The 21,301-nt window shown below is 46.7% G+C and carries 13 protein-coding genes; 10 read left to right on the forward strand and 3 right to left on the reverse strand.

Annotated features, from left to right (window positions below; genetic code table 11):
• Positions 1–12: 12 nt before the first annotated feature.
• A complete protein-coding gene (gene yhdJ, locus FHW36_RS27985) occupies positions 13–828 on the reverse strand; it encodes an adenine-specific DNA-methyltransferase (protein ID WP_145674290.1) in 816 nt (271 codons plus the stop codon).
• A gap of 135 nt (positions 829–963) precedes the next feature.
• On the opposite strand from yhdJ, the gene FHW36_RS27990 reads away from it, so the two are divergent.
• The 9 genes from FHW36_RS27990 to FHW36_RS28030 all read left to right on the forward strand — a co-directional run bounded on the left by FHW36_RS27990 (position 964) and on the right by FHW36_RS28030 (position 16,026).
• Complete coding sequence (locus FHW36_RS27990) at positions 964–1,995, forward strand: aldo/keto reductase (RefSeq protein WP_145674293.1); 1,032 nt, start codon at positions 964–966, stop codon at positions 1,993–1,995.
• A gap of 117 nt (positions 1,996–2,112) precedes the next feature.
• Complete coding sequence (locus FHW36_RS27995; RefSeq protein ID WP_145674295.1) at positions 2,113–3,207, forward strand: helix-turn-helix domain-containing protein; 1,095 nt, start codon at positions 2,113–2,115, stop codon at positions 3,205–3,207.
• A gap of 207 nt (positions 3,208–3,414) precedes the next feature.
• Positions 3,415–5,715 carry an outer membrane beta-barrel family protein gene (locus FHW36_RS28000; protein ID WP_186452642.1) on the forward strand — a complete coding sequence of 767 codons (2,301 nt, stop codon included), beginning with the start codon at positions 3,415–3,417 and terminating at the stop codon, positions 5,713–5,715.
• Positions 5,716–6,568: 853 nt separating this feature from the next.
• Positions 6,569–9,796 (forward strand): SusC/RagA family TonB-linked outer membrane protein, encoded by a 3,228-nt coding sequence (locus FHW36_RS28005; protein ID WP_145674299.1) that lies wholly within the window; start codon positions 6,569–6,571, stop codon positions 9,794–9,796.
• 14 nt (positions 9,797–9,810) lie between these two features.
• Complete coding sequence (locus FHW36_RS28010; protein WP_145674301.1) at positions 9,811–11,337, forward strand: RagB/SusD family nutrient uptake outer membrane protein; 1,527 nt, start codon at positions 9,811–9,813, stop codon at positions 11,335–11,337.
• 185 nt (positions 11,338–11,522) lie between these two features.
• On the forward strand, positions 11,523–12,467 hold the full coding sequence (locus FHW36_RS28015) for an SDR family NAD(P)-dependent oxidoreductase (protein ID WP_145674303.1): 945 nt from the start codon (positions 11,523–11,525) through the stop codon (positions 12,465–12,467).
• Positions 12,468–12,496: 29 nt separating this feature from the next.
• Positions 12,497–13,393, forward strand: a complete 897-nt coding sequence (locus tag FHW36_RS28020) for an AraC family transcriptional regulator (RefSeq protein ID WP_186452643.1) — start codon at positions 12,497–12,499, stop codon at positions 13,391–13,393.
• Positions 13,394–13,470: 77 nt separating this feature from the next.
• Positions 13,471–14,508, forward strand: a complete 1,038-nt coding sequence (locus tag FHW36_RS28025; protein WP_145674306.1) for a bifunctional transcriptional activator/DNA repair enzyme AdaA — start codon at positions 13,471–13,473, stop codon at positions 14,506–14,508.
• A 90-nt stretch (positions 14,509–14,598) separates the two neighbouring features.
• The gene (locus tag FHW36_RS28030; RefSeq protein WP_145674308.1) at positions 14,599–16,026 is read left to right on the forward strand and encodes an MFS transporter; all 1,428 of its coding nucleotides are present in this window, start codon (positions 14,599–14,601) and stop codon (positions 16,024–16,026) included.
• Positions 16,027–16,063: 37 nt separating this feature from the next.
• Here the strand turns inward: FHW36_RS28030 and FHW36_RS28035 are convergent, their stop codons facing one another.
• Positions 16,064–17,023 carry a tryptophan 2,3-dioxygenase family protein gene (locus FHW36_RS28035; RefSeq protein ID WP_145674310.1) on the reverse strand — a complete coding sequence of 320 codons (960 nt, stop codon included), beginning with the start codon at positions 17,021–17,023 and terminating at the stop codon, positions 16,064–16,066.
• A 7-nt stretch (positions 17,024–17,030) separates the two neighbouring features.
• On the reverse strand, positions 17,031–18,329 hold the full coding sequence (kynU, locus tag FHW36_RS28040) for a kynureninase (RefSeq protein ID WP_145674312.1): 1,299 nt from the start codon (positions 18,327–18,329) through the stop codon (positions 17,031–17,033).
• 371 nt (positions 18,330–18,700) lie between these two features.
• Here kynU and FHW36_RS28045 point away from each other — a divergent pair, with 371 nt between their 5' ends.
• Positions 18,701–21,292 (forward strand): bifunctional YncE family protein/alkaline phosphatase family protein, encoded by a 2,592-nt coding sequence (locus FHW36_RS28045; protein ID WP_145674314.1) that lies wholly within the window; start codon positions 18,701–18,703, stop codon positions 21,290–21,292.
• The last annotated feature ends 9 nt before the right edge of the window (positions 21,293–21,301 follow it).

The raw sequence follows: 21,301 nt of genomic DNA on the forward strand, positions 1-21,301 counted from the left end.
AAATAGGATGGATTATTCAAAGGACCGGGATTCCCGTTGCAATTTTTGTCCCTTATATTCCGTAGCGAGTTCCAATCTCCTTAAACCAATTTTAATATATTCTTCCTCTAACTCAATACCAATGCATTTTCTGCCCAATGCTTTGGCTACGGCGCAGGTGGTAAAAGTGCCGGAAAAAGGATCCAGTACCAGGTCGCCGGCATTAGAGCTGGCCCTGACAATCCGCTCCAGCAGGGCCTCCGGTTTCTGTGTGGGGTGATGTTCATATTCATCCATCCGATACCGTACCCTGGGAAATTCCCATACATTGCCGGGCACTTTTTCGGTATTGTAGGTGGTGGGTATGGGCTTGCGGTAATCGATCAGCTTACGCCGGGCGCCGGTTTTAGCTTCAATGAGTATATCCGTAGCATTGAAGGTGTAATTATTTTTGTCCTTTACGCAAAAAAGAATGGGCTCATACATAGACCCAAAATATTTCCTGGCTTGCACGCCGGAGCTGTCGTAGTGCCATATAATGCGGGAAAGGATATTTATTTTATGTCGTAACCAGATATCAAAGTAGGGCATAAACTGGGTGGCAGTCATCACGTAGAAACTACCGCCCGGCCTGAGCTTCCTGATACAGATTTCCAACCACTGGTAGCACCATTCCAGGTAGGCATCTTCCGTATCCCATTTTTCAACATGTCCATTAAAATTCTTTCCTATGTTGTAGGGCGGATCGGCAAAGATCAGGTCCACCGTTTGATCCGGCACCATGGTTTCCAATGCCTGTAGGGCATCTCCATAAATGACTTTATGATGATCTGTGCCGAAAACTTCCATGCTCCTGTTAGTTGCTGCTGATAAATTTACTCAAAAAAAGGCCAGGATTTTAACTTATTCCCCTATCGCTACATAGATTAATAACAGATGGTTTTGCGATAAAAATTTTACATTCGGCATCCATTTGTTACTCATATGAAATATACCACACTCGGCAACACTGGCCTGGTTGTATCCAGGCTTTCTTTTGGCGCTATGACCTTTGGCAGCGACCCTTCTATTCCCAGTGTTTACAAAGTATCGCTGGAGGACGCCCGGAAAATGATAGACACTTCATTGGCGGCAGGCATTAACTTTTTCGACACGGCTGATGGTTATGCCGGAGGGCAATCGGAAGAAATGCTGGGCAGGCTGCTGGCCGATCGCCGGCATGAAGCGGTCATCGCCACTAAAGTAGGCTTCCGCAATGGTGCGCCTATCACGCAATCCGGCCTTTCCCGGCGGCATATCCTGTATTCCTGCGAGCAAAGCCTGAAGCGCCTTGGCACCGATTACATTGATCTCTACATTGTACACCGGGAAGATCCGGTTACCCCGCTGGAAGAAACATTGGAAACGTTGGACTCCCTGGTAAAAAGCGGTAAGGTAAGGTATATCGGTTTTTCTAACTGGTCGGTATGGAAATCGGCCCTGGCATGGCAGATGCAGCGCGATAACGGATGGGCCACCTTCTGCAACGGGCAAATGAATTATACCCTCGTGGGCCGCGATGCCGAACATGACATCACTCCCTTTATGTTGCATGCCGGAATTGGAATGACCGTATGGGGCCCGTTGGCCGGCGGTTTCCTCAGCGGTAAATATACCCGGGAAAACCTGAAGGATGAGAACAACCGCCTCTCTGGTTTCGATTTGCTGCCATTTGATAAAGAAAAAGGATTTGTACTATTAGACCGGCTAAAGGAAATAGCGGCAACGCATGAAGCTACCCCCGCCCAGATATCGCTGGCATGGCTGCTCACCAAACGGGTAGTATCCAGCGTAATTATTGGCGCGAGCAAACTGCACCAACTGGAAGACAACCTGAAAGCCGCGGCTATCAATCTTACGGCGGCTGAAATAGAGATCTTAAACAACCTCTCCCAACCTACGCCGATGTATCCGCAATGGTTTAACCAGCAACTGGCAGATCCTGCACACAAGGCCGCCGGGTTGGTAGGCGCTTAATTCAAACAGGCGGAGTGCGGGCATTCCGCCTGTTTTTTTTTGCTACCGGTTGTCAAAATTCCAGCTCCATAAATAAAGCGTTACCTTAGTCAGGTAGCAACCGCTTCCCTGGCAGGCATGACAAGATTAACTATGAATATCAGTCAGCAAATACTATTTCTGGTCGGTACACTAGGTGCTGTAAATGGGCTAATGGTGAGTATTTATCTTTTTCTGAGTAAGAAAATGAAGTCGCCTGCAGCCTTGTTTCTCGCGATTTTCCTGTTGGCCATCAGCATCCGTGTCGGAAAATCTGCCTTCCTGTATTTTAATCCTAAACTGGCAAAGATATATCTACAGATTGGGCTTTCGGCCTGCTGGCTGATTGGGCCATCACTCTTTTATTTCTATAAATCAGCTTTAGGAGGCGTTAAGACCATCCCCGTTTCCTGGAAGTGGATCTATGGTATACTCGTGGGCACTATCCTACTGGCAGGTGTAATATGGCCTTATAGTTTATACGCTTTCGCATGGAGAACGCTCATTGCACCACTCATTTACCTGGAATGGTGTATTTACCTGCTAGCTACCGGCGTTCTTCTAAAAACGGTATGGCGCAAAGCCTTCTCCGCCGACGCTCAGCTACAGCCTGCAGAGAAATTCTGGTTATTGCTATTCGTGAGTAACTGCATCATTCATCTGGCATACCTGCTGTCTTATGCCGCCGTGATACATGGTATGTATATTGTTGGCGCCGTATCATTTTCCTTCTTCCTGTACCTGACCTTTTTCTTCCTGTATAACTCCAATCTCCAAAGCATATACCTGGATGCTCCCATAGGAACAGGTGAAAAGTCAGCCAAAAGAAAGATTCCGTTACCGGATGCCAGCAACTGGATAGATAAGCTTGAAAGAGTTATCCATGAAGAACAACTTTACAAAGACCCTCAGCTTAAACTGAGCGACCTGGCTAAGAAGATCCAGATTTCCAGCCACCAGCTTTCACAATTGCTCAACGACAATCTCGGAAAAAGTTTTTCTACCTACATTAATGAATACAGGATCAGGGAAGCTTGTCAGCTGATTACTACCGACGACCGGCTCACCCTGGAAGCCATTGGCTACGAGGTAGGTTTTAATTCCAAGTCTACTTTTTATACTGCTTTTAAAAAGATAAAAGACACGACACCAGCCCTATACAAAGAAAATCTAAAAATTCGCAACAACATATAAATCAACAGTTTACCATTTTAAAAGATATGGATTTATAAATCCGGACAACCGGTTTTAAAAATCCGGACCTTGCTCCTACCCGGCTATTTTAGGTTTGCAGGAAAGCCTTTACGCATGCCGGATACCATAAAAAAATCCCTGATGATTACCTGCGGGATTCTGTTAAGTTTGTCAGCCCAATCCCAAACATTGGTGACGGGAAAGATAATGACTACACATGATCAACCTATCGGTTATGTTAGCCTAAGTCTACTCACTCATCCCGATTCCACTATTGTTACCCAACAGCTAACAGATTCGACGGGCACTTTTACTTTCAACCATATCCGCAACGGCCGGTACTGGTTACGATGCCTGGCCATGGGCCATGAAATAATATACCGGGAAATTTCAGTTGCCAACAATACCCCGGTGCATACCGGCAATATTACCATGATGCCGGTCAGTAGCCTGCTGGGCGAAATTGTGGTAAGCGGCAGCCAATCACCCATGCAACGGGTGAACGGCAAACTGGTACTTAACATATCCGGCAACCGGCTTTTTAAAGCAGACGCCAATGTATTATCCATCTTAAAGAAAGTACCCGGCCTGGAAGTTGATGGAGAAGGGGTCATCCAATTATCAAGTCGGGTAACCCCAGCCATTTTCATCAATGGAAAACCCACTACTATGAACGCTGCTGAGCTGCAACACTACCTATCCAGCCTCTCCCCCGACATGATATCCTCCATTGAAGTAGATGCCACTCCTTCCGCCAGGTATGATGCTGAACATAAAGCCATCATCAACATTCAACTCAAACAAGATATCAACAGGGGCTGGAACGGTAGTATCAGCAGCAGTGTACAACAAAATGCCTATACACAGGCCAATAACAACCTGCTATTGCAATACAACACATCCAGGATAACCTTTACAGCGAGGTTAGGCTATATCAATGGAAATACGCACCGGCGATACCAGGCTTTGCAACACCTGGCCAGTACAGATGTGCTGACAACCCATACCCATACCGTTACCAGGTATAACGATGTCAGTTACCAGCTGGGCGCCGCCTACCATTTCCGAAAAAATCAGCAACTGGAAATAACCGGGCGGGCGTACCAGGCTAACCAGGGACTCAACTCCGTTAATACGCTGCTTAGTACCGATGCCGCCGGGAAAAAGGTGGTATTTAGCAACTATACCAGTAACAACGCCGCTCCCAAACGTACCAACTACGCGGCAGACATTTACTATACCGGGCAGGCAGGCAATAATAGCTGGCAAGTATTGACTACCCTGGCCCAGCTAAAAAACTACAATGCAGAAGAGATACAAACCTATGATGCGCTTAGCTCGCAGTTAGAGCACTATTGGAAAACAAACCTGTACAACGATATTCTTATCCGTAGCATTCAGGCAGATTTTACGCACCGGGCAGGTAGTGCAAAGCTCAATGCAGGCGGCAAATTTGCCTATACCACTACGCAGAATAACATTCGCTATGATACCATGAACACGATCAATCAATTTGAATGGGACAGCAGCAGAAGTAATAACTTCCTGTATCGCGAATACATCAGCGCCGGCTACCTATCGTATGAGGGAAAGTTCCGTAAATTCAGTTATTCATTCGGCCTGCGGGCGGAGTACACCCACAGCGTTGCCAACAGTATGACCTCCTCGCAAATTACCACCCGGAACTACCTCACCTGGCTACCCAGTGCTTCCATCACCTTTACGGTTGATGAACAGCAACAATACCAACTCTCTTTTATCAGCAAAATGACGCGACCCAACTTTGCTCAATTAAATCCCTTCCGGTTTTATAACAGTCCGCTGAACTACTGGATTGGCAATCCATACCTGCTGGCATCTACCACGCGCACGTTTAACCTCTCCTATAGCAACGGGGCATTTAATATTTCCGCGAATATCGGAAGGGAATTATTACCCATGGCCCGTTACCCGGAATACAATCCTGTTACCAATGTGCTGGAATACCTGGGTACGAACTTACCTTACAGCGATTTCGCCGATATCGAAGCCGGCTTTCCCATCAAGGTTAATCAATGGTGGCGTATGAACTACAACCTGGGCGGACATTATCGAAAAGAACTTAACCCATATCACCAGGTAACTTATGCGATTCCTATACTGGATTATACGATCAACAGCAGCCAGGTATTCTCCCTCCCTTATCGCTTCACCCTGGATATTTACTACTATTACAAATCTGTTAGTGGAAATAGCTTATACATTTCCAGGCCTATGTCAAATTTTGATATAGGTTTACAGCGCACCTGGTTGAAAGGAAAGTTGAACACCAAATTCAGCGTCTACGACCTTTTCGATACCTATCGGGTGCGATTTATCTTCCGTGAAAAAAGCATTATCGACAATCAACTCTCTCATTGGTTTGGTACAAGACGGGCGGTGTTTACCCTCAGTTATCAACTTGGTAAAGCAACAGGTAAATCGCCTAAAAACACTAAAAATGAAGAAGAAGGGCGCGCCAACATGTGATGCATGGCTCATCTCAAAAAAACGCAGCACACATTTTTTTCTAAAGGCTAGAAAAGTTTAACTTTTTTATTATTTTTGTTGCAGCGCACTAATATCTGTGCAACGTTGAAAAAAGAAAACCGAGCGAGCGATCAATATTTATTTTATCTGCATACTTTTTTTGCTATAATGAGAAACAACGTTGCAACGAACTAAAACCAAAATGTAGAATTAAAAAACGATAGATTTTACTTAACAACAAACATCTGAACTGATAGCCCAAACCTATACCTGATAGGCCTGTGCATCATTTATGTATCAAACAAAAATAGAGACTGTTAACTATAAAGCCCTTCGCTTTATACTGGTATATTTTTGTGTTTTAAGATGGAAATTTAAAGATCAAAATCTGAATTAAAGGCGGTAAAAGCAACAACTTTTTCGCCGGGTATTTTGCTATGTATGAACACTTAAAATCTGTATTCAAACTGGTGGCCATATAGGTATGCAGCCTATGGCAGGAAGTTTTTTATGTACTGAAATTTTCAATCCGGCATCCGGCATAGCTGCTGTAAGCGCGTAAATCCTTACAGACAGGGAATTGTATGCCTCCTGGTCAAATACGGAAGTTTGTACTCAACGCCATAAAGAACCACTTCTTTTATGGTGATGGAATTTCTATGACCATTAAAGTATGGATTCCTTACCAAAACTATACACGAAAAAACACTGCATATAGTTAAGGGGCTTGCCATGCCCGGTAAATAAGATCACTATCAACATGACATGCAGAGGGCTACGGTCCTCACGGCTAACTATTGCCTGCATATGGCGACAATTATCTTTTTATCTCTAAAATCTAAATCTGAACTTCATGGGAAAAAGATCACTTATTTTTTTCTTTCTGAGCCTCCTGCCAACACTGCTTGTTGCGCAGGAAAAAAAAATCAGCGGCAAAGTAACCAACACCGTTGATGGAAGCGGCATACCGGGTATTTCTGTCATCATCCAGGGCACTTCTTCCGGTACACAAACAGATGCGCAGGGTAATTATACAATCCAGGTACCGCCGGGAAAAGTATTAATATTCCGCGCTGTCGGATTCAACTCCAAAACCGCAACAGTAGGCAATGGCAGTGTCATCAACGTATCGTTGAACACACGGCCCGATGATCTGAGCGAAGTAATTGTAGTTGCCTACGGCCTGTCTAAGAAAGAAGCCCTCACCGGATCGGTAGCGGCTATCAAAACAAAAGATATCGAGAAACGTCCCGTATCAAACGCCATCAGCGTACTGGAAGGAGCTGCCGGTATCCAGGTAAACAATACCACGGGTACTCCGGGTGCCACGCCAAGCGTACGTATCCGCGGCTTTACCTCTGTGAATGGTGATAACTCGCCGCTGTATGTTATCGACGGCGTACCCTTTGCGGGCAATGTTACCGATATCAATCCCGCAGATATTGAATCTGTATCTGTGCTGAAAGATGCCGCCGCCGGCGCATTGTATGGTAACAAAGCATCCAACGGGGTGATCATCATGACCACCAAAAGAGCCGCCAAAGGTAACAGCAGTGTGAACTTCATCATGAACCAGGGCGTATATACCCGTGGTATCAAAGAATATGAAGTACTGAACGCCAATGAATTTATGGAAACAATGTGGAAAGGATACCGTAACAACCTGTTATCTACCAATCCCACTACATATCCTACCAAAGAAGCTGCCGGCGCCAAAGCTACCAGCAGCCTCATTTCCGACTACCTGTACCTCAACATCTACGACAAACCAGCTAACCAGCTATTTGACGCCAACGGTAAAATGGTAGCCGACGCCAAAATCTTACCCGGATATGCCGGCGACCTTAACTGGTTCCGCGACATTGAGAAAACCGGCTATCGCCAGGACTATGCCCTGAATGGTAGCGCCAATAATAAAAAGAATAGTCTTTATTATTCCGTTGGTTACCTGGATGAAAACGGGTATATCACCAACACCAGCTATAAAAGATTTACCGGAAGAATTAACGCCGACATACAGGCGAGAGACTGGTTCAAATACGGATTTAACCTTTCCGGTACCCACCAGATCACCAGCAACGTTTCCGCAACTTCTTCCAGCGCGGCTTCTTTCGTGAATCCATTTATGTATGCCAGGAGCATTGCCCCTATCTACCCGGTACATCTGCATGATGCCACCACCGGCGATTTCAAACTGGATCGTAACGGCCAACTGCAATACGATGATGGCAGCACTTCCCGCAACCAGTATATAGGCAGACACACCATCTGGGAAAATGAATTAAACCGCGACATGATATACCGGAATACGGTAAACGGACAGGTATTCCTCGACTTCAAATTCCTGAAAGACTTTACGTTCAGCGTAAAAGGCGACCTGAATGTGCGCAACAGCGACGAACATGTATATAACAATGCTGTTATCGGTGACGGCGCCGGCAACGAAGGCCGTGCCTCCCGTACCAACTATCGCTATAAAAACTATACCGGCCAGGAAATCCTTAACTGGAACAAGTCCTATGGCATTCATAGCATAGAAGCACTGGCAGGACACGAAAATTACTACGACAATTACAATTACCTCTACGGTTATAAAACAACGGAAGCATTTGCCAATGCCACAGAGCTGGTGAACTTCACCAAGATCACCAATTTAACTGACTACCAGGTAGACTACCGGTCAGAAGGCTATTTTGCCCGTGCACGTTATAGCTATGACGAAAAATATTTCCTGGATGGTTCCTTCAGAAGAGATGGTTCTTCCAAATTCTACAAAGACAACCGCTGGGGTAATTTCTGGTCGCTGGGCGGCAGCTGGCTGATATCCAGGGAAGCATTCTTCGCGCCCCTCTCCAGGTACGCGGACTATGCCAAGCTTCGCGCCTCTTACGGTCAGATCGGAAACGACCTGAGTGCCAGCACCTACGCCTACATGACACTCTATACGCTCGATCAGAACAGCAATCGCATTGCGTTATATAAAACACAAAACGAAGCCAGGGATCTGAGATGGGAAACCTCCTCCTCTATCTCCGCAGCGTTGGAAACCCGCTTATTCAACCGTGCTAATTTAACTGTTGAATACTTCGACAAACGTTCCCAGAACCTCTTATTTGACTTCAACCTCCCGTTATCTGCCGGCGCTACCTCCAACAGCAATGCAGAAGCTATCATCAGCAAAAACCTGGGCACTGTTTCCAATAAGGGCGTTGAACTATCGCTGGATGTAGACGTACTGAGGAAGAGAGACTTTAAATGGAACGTAGGTGTAAATGCCACCTGGCTGACCAACAAAATCGTTACCCTGCCGGAACAAAACAGGGAAAAAGGTATCGTAAGCGGCAACTACAAATACATGGAAGGTCACAGCATTTATGATTTCTGGACTTACCAGTATGCCGGGGTAGACCAAATGACCGGTAGCGCCCTGTATCTGGCCGATGATGCGAACTTCGATCCTAAAGATACCAATGGCGCCCATTATAAATACCTGGTAAATATCAACGGCACCAACTATACTACCTATACCACCTACGCTAAGCGCGACTGGTCAGGTAGCGCGATTCCGAAAGTATTTGGCAGCTTCTCCACAGGTATTACCTACAAAGATTTTACCCTGTCTGGTATCTTCACTTATTCACTGGGCGGCAAAGTATACGACGACTCTTACCTGAGCCTGATGACGATGTCGGGCAGCGTAGGTCAGATGCACAAAGATGTACTGAAATCATGGGATGGAGCGCCGGAAGGCATGACCGCCACCTCCGCAGACCGGATCAATCCCAAAGGAGTGCCGGTAATGGATTTCTCCAAGAGTACCTTCAGCAACAGCATGTCTACCCGGTTCCTGCAAGATGGCTCTTACCTGGTTATCAAAAACATTGCATTAGCTTACCAGATGCCAGGATCATTACTGCGGAAAGTAGATATCAAGTCTGCCCGTTTAACAGCCAGCATTGAGAACCTGGCCACCTTCACGAAATTGCAGGGTATGAACCCCCAGCAATCTTTCAATGGCAGAAGTCTCAATGCTTTTGTAACACCACGTGTGTTATCCTTTGGTATCAACATTGGCTTATAATTAAATTGAAAAGAATGAATAAAATATATCAGGCAGGTTTGTTGGCATTGGCATTATGCGCCGGCTCCTGCAAAAAAGATTATCTCAACACGACGCCCACCAGTTCTACCAATCCGGCCGTTACCTTTGAATCTACCACCAATGCAAAACTGGCGGTAAATGGATTGGCTAAGATGATGACCACACAGTACCTGTCTTCCCAGGGATTTAACGGGGAAGGCACCATTAAAATGTATTATGGTAACTATCCGGGCAATCACTTCTTTGTAAACCTTTCAGGATGGGCCACCCTCATCAATGGTACACTAAATGAAAATGTGAGCAGTATTTATGACTATTATCCCTGGTATTATTACTACAAGATCATAGCCAATGCCAACGCTATCATTACCTTCATTGACGCCGCGTCCGGAACAGATGCAGATAAAAGCTTCATTAAGGCACAGGCCTTAACATACCGAGCCTACAGCTATATGATGCTGGCACAGTTATACGGCAACCGGTGGGCAGACTCCGACAATGGCAGCGCTCCGGGACTGGTGCTCAGAGCCGATATGTCTGATGGTGATCTTAAAAGATCCACTTTATCAGAAAGCTATGCTTTTATTTACAAAGACCTGGACAACGCCATCGCGCTGTATACTTCTTCCGGCAAATCCCGGGCACAGAACTTTGAAGTAAACGTCAATGTGGCTTATGCCATATATGCCCGGGCAGCCCTCAACCGCCAGGACTATGCAACCGCTGAAAGCTATGCCGTTAAAGCCAGAACAGGGTATCCGCTGATGTCGGTGGCAGATTATAAAGCAGGATTCTCCAATCCCAACAAGGAATGGATCTGGAGCAGTTACGGTGCCTCCGATGAAACGCTGTACTTTTACTCCTACCAGGCCTACATTGCTTACAACGCCAGCGCGTCGGCTGTAAGATCTACGCCTAAATGCATCAGCCGGGAATTGTACAATAAAATTCCGGATACCGATATTCGCAAAGACTTGTTCCTGGATCCAAAAACAGATCCTTACACTACCGCTACGGGCGCGGCTGGCGCAGCATTGAAGGCCAGGGCCTTTAAGCTGTACCCTGACATCTATCCCACATCAAACGTGTTCGCCTATATGCAGTTTAAGATCAAAGCCAATGATCAGCCAGGCGTGGGCAATTTAAACCACTTCCGTTCCTCCGAAATGTACCTGATCGAAGCAGAGGCTAAATACTTCCAAAACAAACCTGCCGCTGAAATTCAGCAGGTGCTTACCAATCTGACCCAGGGCTCTGGCCGGGATGCCAACTACACCTGTACAAAAACCGGCACCGATCTGCTGGCCGAAATTAAAACCTACCGCGCTATAGAATTGTGGGGAGAAGGATTCGACTGGTTTGACATGAAGCGTTGGGGCGATACTATTGTACGGCACAACTACGCTGCCGGCGGTAACTTCCTCACTGCGCTGGCAGTTACCATCACGCCGCAAAGTAATAATAAATGGACCTGGAAGGTGCCATTAAAAGAAACTGATTACAATGGTGCGTTAGAATAGGGTTAATTGTTTATTTGTATTTGGAACTGGCAGCCAGGCTTAAAGTCTGGCTGCTTTTTTTTAGATAGGCATTATCCAGGAAATGTATGCCCCCAACACTCCTGATCCGCATAATGATTGATTTGATTCGCATAACTTTCAAAAAATCTGCCGGCTTAATTTTGTGCGATCAAGTATTCTTTTATATGACCAGCATCCAACAACCCATTCACTCCCATTTTAATGCCAACAGCACAGCCGCTGAAATAGCCGCCGGGCATGATCTCAAAGGAAAAACCATTTTGGTGACCGGGGGCAATTCCGGGATCGGATATGAGACTGTAAAAGCTCTTGCCAGCGCCGGCGCCAGAGTAGTCGCGACGGGGAGGGATGCCCACAAGGCCAATGACCGGCTTTCGGCGCTTCCAAATGTATCTTTTATGCCGTTAGACCTGGCTGATCCGCTGTCGGTTGATACGTTTGCGGAACAGTTTCTCGCCGCCTACCCTGATCTGCACTTACTTATCAATAATGCGGGGATCTTTCGTCCACCGCAGCTGCAGAAAGATCAGCGCGGCTATGAGTTGCAGTTTGGCGTTAACCATCTCGGACATTTTCAGCTCACCGGACGACTATGGCCGGCTCTAAGAAATGCCGGCGGCGCCAGGGTGGTTGTGCTCTCTTCTGTTGGGCACCGGCGCAGTGAGCTCGAACTCGATGACCTTCAATCTAAGCATCATCCCTATGACAGCGCCAAAGCATATGGGTTGTCGAAAACCGCCAATGTACTCTTTACTGTGGAATTGGACAGGATAGGTTCACCGCACGGCATCAGGGCATTTGCAGTGCATCCGGGCGCAGTACACACGGATATCTTCCGCTATATGACGGATGACGAGCGGCAGATCTGGGACCTGCAAATAGCCCACTTCAAAAGCCAGGAACAAGGGGCTGCTACCACGGTTTGGTGCGCGCTAAGCGATCAGCTGAATGATATAGGCGGCGTTTACTGTGAAGACTGCAACATTGCCCCCATTGTTCCCAACGATGCACCACCCGGACGCGGCGTTCGCGGTTTTGCGCTTGATCCCCGCACAGCGGGGGAATTATGGCAGTTCAGTGAAGCGGCTACCGGCATATCATGGCCCTGACGCCTTTTTTATTTTCATACCTTAGCACAATGAACTCCCACGAGCATATAACGCAGTTTTTCACAAGGCATGGCGTTCCCCACAGCCCCACTGAAATATTCCAGGTGCAGCTGGTGGAGGGCGATCACCCACCCCGCCGTTCTTCATTGATGCGGAGGGATTATTATAAAATAGCGCTCCTGCTGGAAGGCGAAGCTATTATTACCTATGCCGACAGGAGTATCCAGGTAAAAAGTGGTACGCTGATATTTAGCAACCCGTTGATACCATATGCCTGGCAACGTATTACTGAAAAACAGCGCTATTATTACTGCCTGTTTACCGAAGCATTCCTCCATAACCGGTTAAAACGGGAGATTCCCGCGGCCGCATCCTTCTTTAAGGTGCAGGGCGATCATATCTTGTTTCCCGACACTACCGCCCAGGAAAGAATCATCCGCATCTTTGACCTGATGCTGCAAGAAGCAACAGGCGACTACGCCCATAAACATGATGTATGGCGCAGTCACCTGCAACTGCTGATACACGAAGCGCATAAGATCATGCCTCCTGATTCGGAATATACGAGGACTACTTCAGCAGCACGGATCACGGAGTTATTCCTGGAACTGCTGGCACGTCAATTTCCATTAATTGACGCCCGTCAACAGGTAGGGCTTAAAACGGCCGGTGAATTTGCTGCACAGCTCTCCCTGCATGTCAACTACCTAAACAAGTCTGTAAAGGCAGTTACCGGTCACACCACCACTGAACTGATTGCACAACATATGGCCAAAGAAGCCCGGGCGATGCTGCAAAACACCCGCTGGGATGTGGCACAGATTGGGTATTGCCTGGGATTTGATCATGCCTCCAACTTTAATGCTTTTTTCCGTAGAATGACGGGGGAAACGCCTCATCATTTCCGGGAGAAATCTACCCGATAGCCTCTCTAAAAAAATAGTTGTCAATTTTCCGGTTGTCCGGCCCTGCCGTGGTGCTTTATTTTTGTAAAAAAAAGATTATGCTTACACATCAAACGATGTATAATGCCATCGTCGCCAAGGATGCTTCTTTTGAGGGAACGTTTATCACCGGCGTAAAAACTACCGGTATTTTCTGCAGGCCTACCTGCACCGCCAGGAAGCCAAAAGCCGAAAACGTCGAATTTTTCAAGACCGCAAGTGAAGCCATCAGCAAAGGATACAGGCCTTGCAAGATATGCCGGCCGCTGGAGCTGATCGGTGAAACACCCGGCGATATAAAACAACTACTGCAAGAGCTGGAAAAAGATCCCTCTACAAAACTGAAAGATGAAGACCTGGTAGCAAGGGGATTGGAACCACATACTATCCGGCGCTGGTTCCTGAAAAATCATGGCCTTACCTTTCATGCTTTTCAGCGGATGAGCCGTATCAACGCCGCCTTCAAAAAGCTGCAGGAAGGGGATACGATTACCGCTGTAGCATTTGAAGCCGGTTATGAATCATTGAGTGGCTTCAATGATTCGTTCAAATCCATTTTTGGCATGTCGCCATCGCATCGCAGGGATAAGCGACTAATTAACCTCCACCGCCTGGAAACGCCGCTGGGCACCATGATTGCCTGCGCTACGGAAGAAGGTATCTGCCTGCTGGAATTCAGTGACCGCAAAATGTTGGAAACAGCATTGAAAGACCTGGCCAGGCGATTAAATGCCGATATTATACAGGCCCCTCATCCTCACTTCGAGTCGTTAAAAACGGAGCTGGGAGAGTACTTCCAAGGAAACAGGCAACAGTTTTCCATACCGCTTTTCACACCGGGGACAGCATTTCAGCAACTGGTATGGCAGGCCCTTCAATCCATTCCTTATGGAACAACAGCGTCTTATAAACAACAGTCACTGCTTATCCGCAAGCCGGAAGCCGTTCGTGCTGTAGCCAATGCCAACGGTATGAACCGGGTATCTATCCTGGTTCCCTGTCATCGTGTTATCGGTGAAAATGGCCAGCTTACAGGCTATGGTGGCGGTTTATACAGAAAGCAGTGGCTGCTGGACCTGGAAAAAGCAAACAGGTAGCCTTTATCATCTCTCCCTTATCATTCAACTATTATTCCCCTAAATACTTTTATCCTCAACGGATAAAGCCGAATACGCCTGCTTAAGATTATGAAAAATAACCCGACATCTAACAAATGGTTTGCGCTGACCATTGTGCTGACAGCGCCTTTACTGTACGTTATTGACATCTTTATTATCAATATGGCCATACCTGGCATCCAGCAAGGAGTACATGCCACCAACGGAGAAATGCAGTTAGTAATAGCCGGCTACCTGCTGGGGAGCGCCTCCCTGCTAATCATAGGCGGACGGGCCGGCGATTACCTGGGTAAAAAGAAGGTGTTCTTATGGGGCATGATACTATTTACGCTCACCTCCTGTTGCTGTGGATTATCACAAACTGCGATGCAGCTGAATAGTATGCGCTTCTTTCAAGGGGTAAGTTCGGCCCTGATGGTGCCACAATCTATTGCCTATATCCAGGTATTATTTACAGATTCTAAAGAAAGGGCTAAAGCAATTGGCTGGTATGGGGCTACGCTCAGTATCGCCGCCATTATTGGTCAGATCCTGGGTGGCTGGCTGGTAGATACTCACCTGATAGTAGCAGGTTGGCGGCTCATCTTTTTTATTAACCTGCCAGTAGGCATAGCTGCTACCTGGGCCATTGCGCGGTTCCTCCCGGAAACCAATAGGGTAACCACGGGTACCTTTGATTACACCGGAGCAGGAATACTAACCACGGGCCTCATCTGTTTAATTTATCCATTGACTAAAGGCAGGGAGCTTGGCTGGCCAGCATGGAGCATCTGGTTGATGCTGTTATCATTGTTCACATTCACTTACCTGTGGATAGATCAAAAAAAGAAGAAACAGCATCTCAAAATCCCGTTGCTCGACATTTCTCTTTTCACCATGAAGGAATTTAATCTCGGTTTGTTGGCAGTGTTGTTCCACTTCATGATGCATACCGCCTATCTGTTGATGATCGCCGTTTATTTACAGGATGGCCTTCACCTTAGCGCATTGGAATGCGGAATGTACTTCCTTCTTCATGCCGTTTTATTTATGATTACTTCAATGCTGGCAGGGAAACTGATTCCCCGGTATGGCAAGCGGGTTTTGCTGGCGGGAATAATGATTATACTTTTCTCTTTTTTATTACAGGTAAAAATCTATCACCCTCAAATGCAGCGTTGGTGGCCCATTGCACTTATTGGGGTGTATGGGCTTGGCAATGGAATGGTATTGCCATCTCTCCTGACAATTGTACTAAGAAGCATCCCTGTAAAATTTGCAGGCACTGCCTCCGGCGTGTTCTCTACGTTCCAGCAAACAGCTTCCGCACTCGGCATCAGTATTATTGGGGGCGTGTTCTATCATATGATTGATATTCAGCCCCATCCTGATTACCTCATTGCTTTTAAAAGCGGGATGGCTGCAGATATAGCCTGTTTGATCATGGTAGCGATTATACTCTGGCTATTGCCGGTACCGGTAAACGACGACAGCCCTGAAACTATAGCCCTGGAATAACATCGGGCAGGAGCAGCTTCACTCCTACCCGAAACAGCTATACTCGATATGATTTCAGCACATTCATCACCCACGACCTACCCCATTGATCAACCTGCTCTTCTGTCCACAGGTAAGGAAAGAATATCCTTTTCTGGAATCTGGGAGGAAGGTATTTCTGCCAGTTGGTGCCACCAGTAGCAGCAATGTCTACCGGATCGCGTTCCAGGTAACGAACGGCAGATTTATAGTGTGACAATGGCCATTCTACATTCACAAATAGATCCAGCTTCCGGAGCTCTTCTTCTACGGCTTCCATGTTTTCACCGCGTTGGCGCAGCGCCTGGTACAAGGAAGAGAAGTTGGTATGCACATTGTCTTCCGCGAGTTGCAGGAACTGTGCTGCATATTTGGCGATAAACTGTTGCAGCGTGAGGGTTTGCTTGCCGGTAGATAATTCAGAGGCGCCGGACTTCCAATAAATATGTTCAAACTTTTCTTTGATGGTAGCGTGTTTCAACTCTTCCCGTTTGGCCAGGCTTACCAGCTGTGTGAAATCCGTAGCATAAATTTCTATCATACGGTATTGCCCGGACTGGAAGCCACTGGCGGGAAGGAGCGACATCCTGAATTTCAGGAACTGTTCTTTGTCCATACCATCTACCATGATATCAAAAGAAGATACCAGGGCGGTGAAGTAAGCATTGATCCGCTTCAGCTTTGTGGCAAAAATATCGGCTGTCAATGAAGTATTGCCGGCTATTTGTTTGCACTCATGCAAGGTGAGTTTAAAATACAGCTCTGTGATCTGGTGATACATGATAAAGATTTCCTCATCGGGATAGGACGTCTTTGGATGTTGCAGGCTCAACAAAGTATCAAGGTGGATATAATCCCAATAGGTAAGGTAGTCGGCGTAGAGCAATCCGTCGAGATAAGCGTTGAGATCCTGCCCCATGGCGGCATATTTCTCCTGTAACCTCAATAGTCTATCTTTAATTTCTGGTGTTATTTCCATCGTGTGCTTAGTTTCGGTGCGTGATGATTGTTTTGCTGATGGTCATTAAGCGCTCTCCTGCCAGGAATACGTCTTCAAAGCTATTGTACAGTGGTACAGGGCTGAGCCTGATTACATTGGGCTCGCGCCAGTCGCCCAAAACATGATGGGCCATTAAAGCATTAAATATTTCTTTGGCGTTGTGCTTAGCCACAATAGATACCTGGGCTCCTCTGTCTTCAGCGGTAGCAGGTGTTATGATCTTATACTGTTCAAACCCCAGCTGTTTATTTACTTCGCCGATGATATAGCACAGGTAGGCGGTGAGCTGTTCACTCTTTTTCCTTAGCGGCTCAATGAAGCCGGCTTTCTCAAAAATTTTCAGGGAGGCATGATACAAAGCCATTGGGATCACCTGGGTGCAGCTCACCTGCCAGCCATCCGCGCCAGCTTCCGGGATAAATCCTTTCTCCATCTTAAACCGTTGTTGCTCATTATAGCCCCACCAGCCGGCAAAGCGATGCAGGGATGTATCGGAGAAATGTTTTTCGTGCACAAATATCCCGCTGATACCACCAGGGCCTGCATTCTGATATTTGTAGGAACACCAGCAGGCGAAGTCAATATCCCAGTCGTGCAGTTTTACAGGTACATTGCCAGCAGCATGTGCCAGGTCGAAGCCTACCACTGCGCCTGCAGCGTGTCCCGCCTGGGTAATGGCTGGCATATCGAACCATTGACCGGTAAAGTAATTGATGCCACCGAAGAGTACCAATGCAATCTGTTCGCCGTTATCGGCAATAGCAGCCAGGATATCTGCGGTGCTCAACGTGTTTTCCCCCGCTCTGGGCGCCACTTCTATAATCGCGTCCTTCGGATCGTACCCATGAAACCTTACCTGGCTTTCTATGGCATATTGGTCAGAGGGAAAGGCGCCGGCTTCCATGATGATTTTGAATCGCCCGGCTGTAGGCCGGTAAAAGCTCACCATCAGCAGGTGCAGGTTAACCGTTAACGTATTCATAGGGCATACCTCTGCGGCACTGGCGCCTACGATAGTACCCATTAACCGTTTCAGCTCTTTATGATAATACATCCAGGGAGTATCTCCTTCAAACCATCCTTCTACGGCCATGTTTTCCCAGTTGTTGAGCTGTTGATCTACATAACTCCGCGCCGTTTTAGGTTGTAATCCCAGCGAATTACCACATAAATAAATGAAGGGTATTCCATTTTGCTGCGGGAACAGGAATTCATGCCTGAACGCATGTAATGGGTCTTGCTGATCCAGGCTTTGCGCAAAAGCCCGCTGATTTTCAAAAAGCATCACGTAAAAAATAATTTTAAATGGTCAGTGATTACCTCCATGTTGGTGTATCATGGGTGCGATATATTGAATAATAAAATGAGTGGTAAGTAGCAGAAAGGAGTATCTGCTAATGGGAGGACCTCCTACTAGGATGGCCTGTTAATAATATTTTTGAAAATATTTCCCATTGGTTGGAACGGTAAACAAAGCAAGGTTAATTTGGGGAAATTGCCAAAAAAAAATGTTGATATGAGGTGGTAGTTAACGCCATAAAGCAGGCAACGTTAATTAACGATATGTTTATCTACAGATTAAACCGCCCAGCGTACTTTTAGTATATATTAATCGGTGTTTAGTATATCTTACACTGGGTTTATAACTATCGAAATATGAATACAGGACCACATTTTTTTCTAAAAACTGCTGCAGTTTGCCTTTTACTGGCTGCGCAAAGCTTGCAAGCGCAGGTATCAGATCCTCCGGAGAAGCATAAGGATATCAGGAAGCCGGTAGATACCTCGTGGCACCAGTCTCTGGCAGGTGACAAGCTATTGCCAAACGGGCAAATATTAACGCCAGCAGGGCAAGGACTTAATCTGGCAGAGGGTACCCGGGTATTAAACCTGGAATGCGCTCACCACCAAAATGTGCTCATTGCAAAAACCAATAGGCGCCTGGCCTTTATTGATACCAGGGAATATAACATACTTAAATATTACGACTACCCCAATAAGGAATCAGGCTCCATGAATGGCCTGGCAGTAAGTGAAAATGACGCTACTGTCTATTTTACCGGGCTGCAAAAAAATCTATATGTAGGAAATGTGAGTCCTTCGGGAACGTTTACGCTGACAAACACCATCGACCTGTCTGTTAATAATAAAAGTACCAATCCTTTGGGCATTGGGTTATGTCCCAATAACATGGCGTTTGTAGCCCTGGCCATCACCAACGAAATTGCTGTGGTAGATCTTTCCAAAGGCAAGCTACTAGGCAGGATCCCCGTGGGGGTTTGTCCTTATGCCGTTGTTATCAGTAAAGATAAAAAACTGGCTTTCGTCAGTAATTTCGGAGGACCACATGCTAAAAAAGGCGACAAAACAGAAAAATCGGCCGGAACAGATGTGGCGGTAGATGACCGGTCGGTAGCGCTGCGCGGCTCTGTTATCGTTATTGATATTCAATCGAGGAAAAAGATAGCCGATATCGCCACCCGTATTCACCCCGAGTCCATGGTATTATCGCCCGACGGCAAATCATTGTATGTAACAGATGATAGTGGCGATGGCATTAGCGTGATAGATGTAAAGAGCCTGAAAGTCATCAATACCATGAGCACCAAGCCTGATCCATCTCTTCCCTATGGTAGCCTGACAACGGCGCTGGCATTCAGTGCCGACGGAAAAACATTATTGGCTTCCAATGCCGGTAACAACTCCATTGCGCTTATTGATCCGCATCACCCGCAAAAAGCTCCTTACGGCTTTATTGCTGCCGGCGGCTTCCCTGGTACTATCTGCACTGCAGGCAATAATCTATTTATTGGTAACGTGACGGCACTGAAAGGGCAGGTGCAGAAAGTTGAACTCCCCGGCAGTAAGGCTGAAGTTGAAGCCTACACCGCGGAGGCCAAAAAAGGATTTCACTTTATAGATTTATTAAGAGCACAGGCTGCCGCCAATTCAAATGCAATGCCTAAGCCTATTCCTGATAACCCGGGTGAACCGTCGTCCATCAAGCATGTAGTATATATCATTAAAGAGAATAAAAAATTTGACCAGGTACTGGGAGACATCGGCAAGGGGAATTGTGACCCTAAGCTTGTTGAATTTGGGAACGAAACAACGCCCAATACCCACGCACTGGCAAAGCAATTTGCACTGCTGGACAATTACTACTGTAATGGCGTTAACTCCAGCGATGGCCACCAATGGGCTATCCAGGGGATTACTACGCCTTACCATGAAAAAGATTTCTCCAATGGGCATTGCGCCTATGATTTTGGAACAGATCCCCTCTCCTACGCCGGCTGCGGTTTTATCTGGAATCACCTTTTGCGCAAAGGCATTTCATTCCGGAACTTTGGAGAAACAGACCTCGCTGAAATAACCAGGGGAAAAACCTGGACCGATGTGTATAATGCCTGGAAAAATAAAAACGATTCCGCCCAGTATAAGTGTTCCTACGCCATGAAAAGCCTGGAGAAGTACAGCGACCTGCGTTATCCCGGATGGAACATGAATATTACCGACCAGGTCAGGGCCGATGCATTTATCAATGCGCTGAAGGAATACGAAGCAGCAGGCAGCCTGCCCGAATTCCTGATCATCTATTTACCTAACGATCATACCAGCGGGTACAGTGAGGAAAATCCTACTCCCCGCGCTTATGTAACAGATAACGACTGGGCTACCGGCCGGGTGGTAGAAGCGCTTTCCAAAAGCTCATTCTGGAAGGATATGGCTATCTTCATCAATGAAGATGATCCTCAAAGTGGAACGGACCACGTGGATGGGCATCGTTCATTCTGTTTGATTGCCAGTCCTTTTGTAAAGCATGATGCCACCATCAGCAATTTTTACAATCAATCATCTGTACTGCACACCATCTGCCAGATATTCGGGGTACAGCCTATGAACCAGTTGGTAGCAGCCGCTCCGTTAATGACCGCCTGCTTCCAGGAAACACCCGACTATACCGCGTATAACAGCCTGACGCCTACTATTGCGATCAATGAAATGAATCCCGGCAAGGATAAAATTAAAAGCAAAACCACCGCCAGGTTGGCGCCCATGACGCAGAAAATGGATTTCTCCAAACCGGATCTCATTGACAGAGATGCCCTGCTGTTTAGTGAATACGTATGGTCAACGATACATGGCGATAAGCCGTTTCCGAAACAATACTTCGGTGCGCATCAAAAAGGTTTAAAAGCCCTCGGCCTGAAAGTAGATGCTAAGCAAGATGATGATGACGATTGATGCTGAGAT

It is taken from the genome of Chitinophaga polysaccharea, from assembly GCF_007829335.1.
Classification (GTDB): Bacteria; Bacteroidota; Bacteroidia; order Chitinophagales; family Chitinophagaceae; genus Chitinophaga; species Chitinophaga polysaccharea_B.